The 8,924-nt window shown below is 40.5% G+C and carries 9 protein-coding genes and 1 pseudogene; 3 read left to right on the top strand and 7 right to left on the bottom strand.

The features are described 5' to 3' along the window. Positions 1-152 precede the first annotated feature (152 nt). On the bottom strand, positions 153-1,562 hold the full coding sequence (locus V7654_RS14000) for a PLP-dependent aminotransferase family protein (RefSeq protein WP_335431044.1): 1,410 nt from the start codon (positions 1,560-1,562) through the stop codon (positions 153-155). Positions 1,563-1,721: 159 nt separating this feature from the next. Here V7654_RS14000 and V7654_RS23940 point away from each other — a divergent pair. Next, positions 1,722-2,596 (top strand): annotated as a pseudogene (locus V7654_RS23940) (DMT family transporter). Between the two features lie 84 nt (positions 2,597-2,680). Here the strand turns inward: V7654_RS23940 and V7654_RS14015 are convergent. From V7654_RS14015 to V7654_RS14030, 4 genes are all read right to left on the bottom strand, one after another. Next, on the bottom strand, positions 2,681-4,072 hold the full coding sequence (locus tag V7654_RS14015; RefSeq protein WP_335431047.1) for an FAD-binding domain-containing protein: 1,392 nt from the start codon (positions 4,070-4,072) through the stop codon (positions 2,681-2,683). 89 nt (positions 4,073-4,161) lie between these two features. Continuing rightward, positions 4,162-5,034, bottom strand: a complete 873-nt coding sequence (locus tag V7654_RS14020; RefSeq protein WP_335431049.1) for a DUF3307 domain-containing protein — start codon at positions 5,032-5,034, stop codon at positions 4,162-4,164. Between the two features lie 25 nt (positions 5,035-5,059). Beyond that, a complete protein-coding gene (locus V7654_RS14025) occupies positions 5,060-5,809 on the bottom strand; it encodes a hypothetical protein (RefSeq protein ID WP_335431051.1) in 750 nt (249 codons plus the stop codon). Positions 5,810-6,018: 209 nt separating this feature from the next. Further along, positions 6,019-6,456, bottom strand: a complete 438-nt coding sequence (locus V7654_RS14030) for a peptidylprolyl isomerase (protein WP_335431053.1) — start codon at positions 6,454-6,456, stop codon at positions 6,019-6,021. 486 nt (positions 6,457-6,942) lie between these two features. On the opposite strand from V7654_RS14030, the gene V7654_RS14035 reads away from it, so the two are divergent. After that, positions 6,943-7,428: a VanZ family protein gene (locus V7654_RS14035; RefSeq protein ID WP_335431055.1), complete on the top strand. Its 486-nt coding sequence runs from the start codon at positions 6,943-6,945 to the stop codon at positions 7,426-7,428. Position 7,429: 1 nt separating this feature from the next. Continuing rightward, positions 7,430-7,882, top strand: a complete 453-nt coding sequence (locus V7654_RS14040) for a GNAT family N-acetyltransferase (protein WP_335431057.1) — start codon at positions 7,430-7,432, stop codon at positions 7,880-7,882. A gap of 31 nt (positions 7,883-7,913) precedes the next feature. Here the strand turns inward: V7654_RS14040 and V7654_RS14045 are convergent, their stop codons facing one another. Together V7654_RS14045 and V7654_RS14050 are read right to left on the bottom strand one after the other, a co-directional pair. After that, a complete protein-coding gene (locus V7654_RS14045; protein ID WP_335431059.1) occupies positions 7,914-8,429 on the bottom strand; it encodes a mismatch-specific DNA-glycosylase in 516 nt (171 codons plus the stop codon). A gap of 49 nt (positions 8,430-8,478) precedes the next feature. Then, positions 8,479-8,724, bottom strand: coding sequence for a hypothetical protein (locus V7654_RS14050; RefSeq protein WP_335431061.1), 246 nt, complete (start codon positions 8,722-8,724; stop codon positions 8,479-8,481). Between the last annotated feature and the right edge of the window lie 200 nt (positions 8,725-8,924).

The following is an 8,924-nucleotide window of genomic DNA, read 5'->3' on the forward strand; positions in this document are numbered from 1 at the left end:
CATTGGGCGTTAACAGAGCTAAAGTATTAAATAGATAAATGATTCTATATCAACCCTAGCTTTATTCATCTATTTATGAAACCTTGAAATTTCATTTTTTTCTCTTACCTTGAATCATACTTATCTACAAGTCTCGACTGACCCCTTCTATTTTAGCAGTCTTTGATAATGGATTCTAATATCGCGATTCCTTTCACGATATCAGCCACAGGAGCATTTGCGAATGACAGCCTGAAATGCAGGAGCTTCTGTGCGGCATAGATTCTTCCTGGATTAATCAGCACCCCATTGGCAAAAGCTTTTCTGTATAAGTCTGTTAACGGTATTTCAGGATTCATTTTCACCCAGATGAAGAAGCCGCCTTTAGGTGCCTCCCATTCCGCGTATCGTCCTAAATGAGTTTCGAGGGCAGTAAGTACCTCATCTCTCCGCTCCCTTAATTGCTTTCTCACGATTAATAAATGCTGTTCGTATTTTCCGCTTGATAACCATTCTGCAGCAACTCTTTGCGAAAGGGAACTTGAGCCGTAATCCGTTTGCATCTTCAGGTCAGCCAGCCTGTCAATAACTCCCTGAGGCCCTGCAATCCATCCAATCCTTAAACCCGGATTAAGACTCTTTGACAGACTTCCGAGATATAAGACATTTCCGTGTTTGTCATATGACTTGATTGGCGGAGGGGGCGGTGAATCCAGCCATAAATCACCATATACATCATCCTCAATAATAGGGAGCTGAGCCCTTTCCGCCATCTGAAGCAGTTCCTTCCTCCTAGTTTCGCCCATTAAAGCACCGGTCGGATTATGGAAAGTCGGATGGCAGTATAGAACCGATTTCCTGTGATCCCTCGTTGCTTCAATTAAATGAGGCAATACTCCTTCCTGATCCATCGGGATTCCTTGCAGTTTCATGCCAGCAGATTGGAAGGTAGACAATGAATAGATATAAGAAGGATTTTCGAGAAATACAGTTGATTCCCTCTGCAATAAGCCTATTGATATGAGGTGCAGTGCCTGCAATGCTCCTGATACAACAAGAATGGAGGATGGCGGCGCTTCGATACCTTTTGGTTTCAGGTAATTGCTTATCGCTTCCCTAAGAGCGGGATTTCCTTTTGGATCTTCATAGCCGAAAGGCATAAGTTCCCTGCCAACCTTCGAGATCACTTCCTTCATTTCTTCAAGCGGAAACAGATCTTTTGAAAGCTCTCCCTTACTCAGCTGAATCATATTCTCATCAGATTCGGCAAGATTAATAGCTTGGACAGTGGCTAAGCTTGCCTGATGGGTGCCAAGCTGGACCTGTTCGTTCCAGTTCACAGGGGCATTTGAACGCATTAGTGTCCAGGTATTGTTTACGACTACTGTTCCTACCCCAAGCTTCCCCTCAACCAACCCTTCAGCAGTAAGTTCATCAAGCGCCGTAACTACTGTGCTTCTGTTTACCCCAAATCGCTTAGCAAGTTCGCGTTGGCTGGGAAGCCTGCTTCCAATTGGCCAGGTTCCATTTGTTATTTGGTCTTTTATATAGTTGATTATCACCTGATATTTTGGTGCTTTCATCAAAAGGCTCCGTTCATTTTTTAAAAATTGGTTGGTTTTGAAACTTCTTTAGTGGTTGGATACATTTTACCAATACCCGTTTATATTTGAAAGACATAAGCTGCTAGAGGCTTAAATTGGATGGTTTTTTTGAGGTGATGTCGCTTGAACATAAAAATTATGGCTGCACATGCGCTTATTATAATATTATGGGGATCGGCATTCTCCGGAATACGGCACGGACTTGAAGGATATTCACCAGAACATTTGTCGTTGCTCAGGCTTCTGATTGGTTCCCTTGCCCTTGTGATTTATGCCGGAAAAACGAAGATGAAACTGCCCGAACTAAAAGATTTGCCTGTTATTTTTTCATTTGGATTCCTTGGATTTGCGGTCTATCAGACTGCTCTTAATATTGGTGAACAGTCAGTCAGTGCAGGAGCAGCAAGCCTGCTCATTTCTACATCACCAGTCTTTATTGCTTTATTAGGAAGGATTTTTTTAAGGAGCGAACCGGCAAGAGGTACTGGCTAGGGGCTTTCATCAGCATAGCAGGGATCCTCCTTATTTCCCTGGGCTCAGGCGGTGGGGTTGAGCTCGGTTTAGGTGTCATTTTGATATTGATAGCATCACTATCCGAATCGCTTTATTTTGTTTTCCAAAAAAAATTCTTAATTAAATACGGGGCGTTGCCTTTCACAGCCTATACTATTTGAGCTGCGACTATTCTCATGCTAGTTTACGCACCAGGTTTGGGGGCACAACTGGCAGAGGCTCCTGCCGAGGCAACGGCAAGCGCCATATACCTTGGATTATTCCCTACAGTGTTCGCATATTTCGCTTTAGCTTACATTACAGCTAAATCAGGAGCTTCCGAAGCAGCAAGCTCATTGTATTTAACACCTGCTGCTTCATTCATCATTGCCTGGGTATGGCTGGGTGAAGCACCGACAATGTTGACAGTGTTCGGCGGTCTGGTCACACTCATCGGGGTGTCATTTACATATCGCAAGGAGAGTAGCATAGAAATCGAAGAAACAAAGGCATCATTTTAATTTTCCATCTATGTTATTGCCACATAAATGGAGTATTTCATAGAAACTAATATTCAAGCATCGTAGTAATTTACAAGAGGGGAATTATAAATCAAAGGTAAGCTGTTCTGTATCTCCATCCTTTTTTGATGAATGGACAGCATTTTCTTTGTTTATATCCTTCTCATACTGGAGCTTGGCATGTTTGTTCATTTTTATAACATCCACCATTGGTGTTGGATACCCTAGCTTGTAAAAGCCCGGGTATAACCACGGCTCATGTATGAATTCAACAGGGACCTTGCTTAATTCAGGAACATATCTTCGAATGAATGCCCCGTCCGGATCGTGTTGTTTTCCAATTTTGATGGGGTTTATCCATTTCACTTTTTGCTTTCCAGACAAACCAGCCTGCTTTTCTACATAATAGTTGTGAATCGCCGGCTCAAAATCCAAAAACAACTCACCCAAAGCCATGGAAGGTTTTTTGCAGTCGAGCAGCAGTGTATTACAGATAAAAGAAATGACCATTCCCCTTAAATTGAAATTTAGCCAGCCGGTTTTATGGAGGCTCCTCATCGCTGCATCAATTATCGGTATTCCTGTTTTTCCATCTGCCCAGCGCTGATACCATTCTTCCTTCCATGTTTTCCTGAGAGCACTCATTTCAGCATTGACTGGATATTCTTTCGCAAGATGGATAATTTTTGCCCGTAGGTATAGCTTTGATAAAAACTCTTCAAGCTGGCGCTGTTCTCCATCACTGCATGTTTGCAGCCGTTCATTTGTCTTTTGAAAAATCACCCGCTCAGATATATTTCCCCATGTTAAATAAGCCGAGAGCCTGCTAGATGAAAAGGATGATGGAAGAGGTTTGTCGTGATTGATGATATAATTCACGAATCTGTTCTCCAGAAATGATTCCAGCGTTTCTAGTGCTTTTATTTCACCACCCTGCTGACCAAAACGAATATTGCTGCCCTTCATCTTAAAGTTTCGGAGCTTTTTAAAATCAGTAAAAAGGAGCTCAGGTATTTTTGCTGGTATCTGTATCTTTTTTGGAGGATCTATGACAGGTTCCTTAAGACTCGCAGCCCATCGGCTTTTAAATCCCTTATCTGAAACATTTTCATATTCCGGGCCATAGGTAAACATTTTCTGGCTATTTTTATCTAACCATTTTCCGATGCTGCGTTTTAATATTGTTTCTTTATGAACATATAAAGTGAGCGATTCATATTCTTTCAGCAGCTCCTGTAACACAGCCTCTATTTCACCAATTGCAAAAAATAACTGCCCTCCTCTTTCCTGGATTTGCAAGCTCAACTCTTCCAGGCTTTCTAAGACAAATTGAAAATGGCGGGCAGAAAGTCCAGTTTCACTCCAGAATGAAGGTTCAACCACGTATAAAGGCAAAACCTCCCCGATCTTGGCTGCTTCGGCCAATGGCTGATGATCAAACATCCGTATATCTTTGTTGAAGAGAACAAGATTCATCGTTAATCACTCCATTTTTCAATCCACATATACCCTTTACCCATTAAAATCTAAAAATGGCATACCAAAATGGCTGCCATTCAATTTAACTAATTTAGTACTTCTCTTAAAAGGATTCCAAATAAAATTCCCAGAAACATCGATGTTAATGTTCCCAGCAAAAAATATTCAGCCCAGTCGCGGTCATCCATCTGCTTGAAACGTGCAATTGATTTGGCTGTCACGATGAATGCAATTGCCGGGTAAGAACCATAGTATGTAAGCAAGATGACGAGCAGGCGTTCTATATAACCGATCAGCTTCCCCCGGGATAAATCGTGCTTGTTGAAGATCATATAACTGTATTGCTCTGACAGCCCTCTATCTCCATTGCTGTTTTTAGGGTAATCCGTTTCCTTCAGGTCATTTTTAAACGTATATTTACCCTCAAAAGTTAAAAGCTGTCCTGGCAAGGATCCGAGTAAAATTCTGATGACATGTCCGCTCACAGTTGTTCCTAATATCAAGATGATCGCAAGGAACAGTATTGTGTTTAGTTCACCGATCTCGCCTCCTTCTCCCAGGAGGAGTTCTGAAAGTCTATCAAGTACAGAAACTAGCGAGGTCTTATAAAATAACTGCAAAGCTATTAAAATCATCAACAAATGCAATACCTGGTCAATGACAAAAAACCATAATTTACTTAAGTTTTCACTGTTGGTATATTGATCGACAAGCTTAATCTTAAACAGATCAATTAAAAAATGTGTACCTGTAATAAAAAGCACTGGCCAAATGATCGCTAATAAAGGGTCTAACTCCTGCCTTTGCAAATACCAGGCTAAAAACAGAACGACAGCATTTACAATTAAATGATGAAACAGATGCTTTTTAATATTCTTGAGTTTGTCCTGCACCATGTGATCTGTCTGCAGGTAAAAATCCGCTAATAAATGCGCAATGATTAAACTTAATAAAAGCATGCCGACCCCTTTCTGCAGTTACAGCCTATAAATTAAATACATCTTTCAACGGACCCTTTACATGGTTTCTGATATTTTCTTCGAGTAATTCCGGATTACACCCAGTCGAATCCCTAAACTCCTTTGCCTGAAGCGAAACCAATACACTGGAAATTTCACGATAACTGCCAAGCACGAGTTCGCTATGGCCCTTTTTAAAGTGACTATATATAGTAGGCGCTGATCTTTCAAGCAACTCTGCGATCGCATTTTGCTTTTCATATACCAAGTACAGGGAACAAACCAGCCGCTGGACATCTGTTTGCTGCTGGCTTAGAGCATTCTGCAGTTTTAGCATGCCATTTAGCAACGTTACTAGCTCATACTCATGCATGTTTCCGTTCAAGTCAAAATGAAATGTTTCTCTTACCTTTTGCTTTTTTAAGAAATCATTTGCCAGCCTTGCTTGTTTCACTAGTGGATGAATCCACTTTTCAATATCGATTTCCTCTATATTTTTATCGATGCTGCCAAAAGCCAGTCCAAAATACGGCTTATTGTTCTCAAACTTCCATAGACGACTAATGAAGAACGCGGTTACAAAGGCAGTGGCATAACCCTCTGCGAGGAATATAAGCTCATCGCCGGAACGGTGACGGACCTGAATATGTCCATAACCCTGAAACCACTTATTAATCCATTCCTCGATATCACTTAAATAAACGCTAAGTTTCTCCCCAAGCTCAGCAGAAGAAGATTTGGATATATCCATAATAAAGATTGAAGCTGGCTGCATGGCCATTCCACCTAACATTAAAATAATTAGACTAATTGATATAATTTTATATAAATTAGATAGTATAGTCAAATTCATTCAATATTAGACTTCACAATAGAACATTTTTTATACTACTCAGTACATTCCTATTGTAACAAGAGCATACGTTCGACACAATGGGTAGAAAAGTACAAAAAAAAGAGCCACAAGGGCTCTTCCATCATTTCCTATTCTTCAGTTACAACAACCTTTTCCATTACATCGCCATTGCGCATAGCCTTTGCAGCTTCCAGACCTGAAGTAACCTTGCCAAAAACAGTGTGAACACCATTTAAATGTGGTTGTGATTCATGAACGATAAAGAACTGGCTGCCGCCTGTATCTTTTCCTGCATGCGCCATTGAAAGCGAGCCTGGTACATGTGTATGTGGGTTGCCTTGCGTTTCACACTTGATTGTGTAGCCTGGACCACCTGTGCCTGTTCCAGTTGGGCAGCCACCTTGACTGACGAAACCTGGAATAACACGGTGGAAAGTCAAACCGTTGTAAAAGCCTTCGTTTGCAAGCTTTTCAAAGTTTGCAACTGTTCCAGGAGCCTCATTTGGGTATAGTTCAAATTCGATTTTCTCACCATTTTGCATCTCTATGTATCCTTTTTTAGCCATGAAAATCATCTCCTTATGTTAAAATCACTGTTATCATAACACTTTTCTAAATAAAAATGAAAGTCATGTACCCTCAAACATTAAAAATGTATTTTTGGTCCGGTTTTGTGTTAAAATATAATTGCCTCTGCCGGACATTCGCTTGTTGCGGGACACTTAACCACTGTACGGACGGCAGGGGCCCTGCTATGCAGGTATACATATACAATGAACAAAACCTTACCTGGTCGGTAAGGTTTTTCCTATATTTCTATGTTTCCTCTTAATGCAGCAATAATCCTTACTCAAAGCCTAAAGGTTCTTTCAATTACCATTTATCCCTTTCCTCAACCCATTATCGGTGCTTAACTTCACTCTATTTCACCTGTTAAACTCACAATTTAGATAAAAAGTTTTTATAAAAAGAAAATTTTATTACGCAAATTCTAATGTTTTAAAGTCTGGTAGAATGAGAATTAACTATTAGAGAACCATCAAGGAGGGTATATGCTAAATCAATTAGATTTTAAAAACAAAAAGTGGGCGATCGCGATTGCTTATGCTCTATTTGTTCTGTACATTATCATTGCAGCTGCACTGTTGTTTTTCAGCCCATACAGGCAGGCTGCCTACGAAATCAATACTTCAGGAACACATCCATATAATATCATTCCTTTCAAAACAATCAGCAACTATATCAAAGCATCCTCTCATATCAACCAGGATATCTGGATATCTAACCTTTTTGGCAATGTGCTTGCATTTCTTCCTATGGGGTTCTTCCTTCCTTTGCTCTTTAGAAGGTTTAATGGCTTCTGGAAAACGGTAGGAGCTGTCTTTTTAGCGACATCTTCAGTCGAAGTCCTGCAGTTTGTGACCAGGGTAGGCAGCTTTGATGTTGATGATATCATCCTAAATACAGTAGGTGGCATCATCGGCTACCTTTTATTTGCGATGATTTTCCGGATTATGCTGAAAAGGGTGAAAGAATAATATGGTCATTAGATCGCTTAGAAAAGATGAACAGCCACCCTGGGATTTGCTTCTTCTGGCTGATCCTTCTGTAGAAATGGTGTCATCTTATTTAAAAGGCAGCTTTTGCTATGTTGCAGAATTGGACAATTCTAATGTAGGGATAATAGTTCTGTTTCCAAAGTCGAAAGATATAGTTGAAATAATGAACATAGCCGTATCAGAATACATGCAGGGGAAAGGCATTGGTAGCAAGCTGATCAAGCATGGCATTGAAGCTGCCAAGGTAGATGGCTTTAAAACTGTGGAGATTGGTACCGGCAATTCAAGTATTAGTCAGCTAGCGCTATATCAAAAAAACGGCTTTCGGATTATCGGGATTGACCAGGACTTTTTCCTCCGCAATTATCCGGAACCCATCTTAGAAAACGGAATCCAATGTCGGGATATGATCAGGCTTTCGATACAAATTTAAAAGGCAACCCTCATACAACAGGATTGCCTTTTCATTGCTTCAATTTTCCGAGAAGCTCTGGTATCCCTTTATAAATACCCACAACTTCATCCATCTTCATTCTGACAAGCCCGCTTGACGAAGGGGCAACATAATCAATCGTTCCAGGGACAACTGATTCTTCCTGCCTTCCCCAAGGCAGTTCTTTCTTGCCGCTGTATTGCTGATAAACACCCTTGCCGACAAAACAAACGATTTTTGGATGGTATGTTTCTATTTTATGCTTAAGCTCCTGCTTTCCCTGGAGATATTCTTCTTTTGTTATTTCATCCGCAGCTTTAGTTGGTCTTGCCACAATATTTGTCATTCCGAAACCTAAATCAAGCAGCTGATAATCTTCGGTTGTATCGTATTTTCTAGGTGTAATGCCTGATTCAAAAAGAATCCTCCAAAACCTGTTATTTGGGTTTGCATAATGATGGCCGGTTTCTGACGAACGGATACTGGGGTTAAACCCCACAAAAATGACATCCAAATTCTCGCGTAGATGATCACCAATAGGTTCCACGGTCCCACTCCCCTCCTGCATCAATCATTTTCTATTGTTGTATACTGCCTCACCAATATCGCGGTGGCAATTCATTATTTTTACAAATTCCTTTAAAAATTTTCAAGTGAAAAAGAAACTCGTCATAATACATTGCTTCGTCACTTTCACAAGAATAAGCATTTGAAAAGTTATCTAAAAGTTCAGCATCTATACTTTCCTCAAGCCCGCTGAGCCACAATTTATAAGCATGTCTTTCATAAACAACGGATAAGCCGGCCCAATCAAACATATCTTCAAGTTCCTGTTCTCCCATTCTATCACTCCTTCATATTCACCTCCATTTTTCCAAAGTCCATCTTTCTTTATACTTAAAGTAAATTCCGGAATGATGACAATAAGTGACGAATGCTCCACCTTCCTAAGAGAAAAAGCCGAGTTTATTTAACCCGGCTCAGCTTGTCGACAAAGGTACAGGTCACAGATCAGTTATTGAAAACCTGTTGATTGGAGTGG

This window comes from Bacillus sp. JJ1609 (genome assembly GCF_036967045.1).
Lineage (GTDB): Bacteria > Bacillota > Bacilli > Bacillales > Cytobacillaceae > Mesobacillus.

What these genes read in the sequence shown, in the direction of transcription:
- V7654_RS14000 (WP_335431044.1), bottom strand. Translation starts at nt 1,562, where the DNA reads ATGAAAGCACCAAAATATCAGGTGATAATCAACTATATAAAAGACCAA.
- V7654_RS14015 (WP_335431047.1), bottom strand. Translation starts at nt 4,072, where the DNA reads ATGAATCTTGTTCTCTTCAACAAAGATATACGGATGTTTGATCATCAG.
- V7654_RS14020 (WP_335431049.1), bottom strand. Translation starts at nt 5,034, where the DNA reads ATGCTTTTATTAAGTTTAATCATTGCGCATTTATTAGCGGATTTTTAC.
- V7654_RS14025 (WP_335431051.1), bottom strand. Translation starts at nt 5,809, where the DNA reads ATGCAGCCAGCTTCAATCTTTATTATGGATATATCCAAATCTTCTTCT.
- V7654_RS14030 (WP_335431053.1), bottom strand. Translation starts at nt 6,456, where the DNA reads ATGGCTAAAAAAGGATACATAGAGATGCAAAATGGTGAGAAAATCGAA.
- V7654_RS14035 (WP_335431055.1), top strand. Translation starts at nt 6,943, where the DNA reads ATGCTAAATCAATTAGATTTTAAAAACAAAAAGTGGGCGATCGCGATT.
- V7654_RS14040 (WP_335431057.1), top strand. Translation starts at nt 7,430, where the DNA reads ATGGTCATTAGATCGCTTAGAAAAGATGAACAGCCACCCTGGGATTTG.
- V7654_RS14050 (WP_335431061.1), bottom strand. Translation starts at nt 8,724, where the DNA reads ATGGGAGAACAGGAACTTGAAGATATGTTTGATTGGGCCGGCTTATCC.